General features: G+C 38.8%; 1 protein-coding gene and 1 pseudogene. Both read left to right on the top strand.

From position 1 onward, the window contains the following. Nucleotides 1–754, top strand: a 754-nt coding sequence (locus tag BAZSYMA_RS04235; RefSeq protein WP_143243097.1) for an NAD(P)/FAD-dependent oxidoreductase, incomplete at its 5' end; no start/stop codon positions are given. 78 nt (nt 755–832) lie between these two features. Next, nucleotides 833–1,272 (top strand): annotated as a pseudogene (locus tag BAZSYMA_RS04230) (hypothetical protein); the annotation flags it as partial.

Here is a 1,272-nt window from a genome sequence, read left to right as displayed (position 1 = left end):
ACTTCGTGATAAATGCCCCATAACCTTTGTTACCCCTGAGCCTTATATTGGACATTTGGGTTTGGGTGGTGTTGGTGACTCTAAAGGTTTGTTAGAATCTGAATTTAGACACCGCCATATTAAATGGCATACCAATTCTAAAGTTGACAAAGTTGAAGCCGACAAAGTGAGTATTAGTGAATGTGATGATAATGGCGAAGTGGTTAAAAGGGTTGAGATTGCCAGTAAACACACCATGTTGTTACCAGCCTTTAAGGGTGTTGATACCGTTGCCAATTTAGCAGATGTGGCTTCTGGCTTTGTTAATCCGCGTGGGTTTGTTATGGTCAACGAATACCAACAATCCCCTGTGCAGGATAACATCTTCTCACTCGGTGTTAATATTGCTATTCCACCCGTTGAAGCTACGCCTATTATGTGCGGAACGCCAAAAACAGGTTATATGATTGAGTCAATGGTAACTGCAGTGGTGCATAACATTGAAGATATGATTAATGACAAGCCACCATCAAATATCCCAACTTGGAATGCTGTTTGTATTGCCGATATGGGTGATACAGGTGCGGCTTTTGTTGCCATGCCACAAATCCCACCTAGAAATGTCACTTGGGCAAAGAAAGGCAAGATAATGCACTTAGCGAAAATTGCCTTTGAGAAGTTCTTTATTCGCAATATGAAAACGGGTAACTCAGAGCCAGCCTATCAGAAATATATTTTTAAAATGCTGGGCATTGAACGCCTGAAGAAAAAATAGGACTCAGGTAAATATACCTGATTTTGTTTATAATACAGCGCACAATGCCTTATACTAAATGGCTAGGCTTAAGGCCAAATGAATCATAATGCCAATTATCCACCATCGTTTCTATTGTTACAACAGGAAGGGTACTTAATTAGCTCATGTCTTGCTTTGGGACTTACTGAGCTTCGGGTTGCAAATGTTCATAACAAGGGTGCGTTTTATTCTTCTCTTCTAAATATCTCAGTTGGCATGGAGAGGTTGATGAAGGCAATTATAATAATGCAATACATGCTAAATAATGGTTTATTAGCACCCACAAAAAATCAGCTAAAAAACTATGGACACAATATAATAGAACTATATGATGAGTGTGTAAAAATATCAATTAGCAACAAGGGTGAATTGCCGAATAGAAGATCATTAAATAATACAAACCAAAAACTTTTGGAGCTACTGAGTGATTTCGCGCAAACTACTAGATACCATAACCTTGATGCTCTTAGCACTCAACAAGCAGGAAAAGACCCTTT

The sequence above is a fragment of the Bathymodiolus azoricus thioautotrophic gill symbiont genome, from assembly GCF_001298715.1.
In the GTDB taxonomy this organism is placed as follows: domain Bacteria; phylum Pseudomonadota; class Gammaproteobacteria; order PS1; family Pseudothioglobaceae; genus Thiodubiliella.
This window is presented reverse-complemented; position numbering and strand designations above follow the sequence as displayed.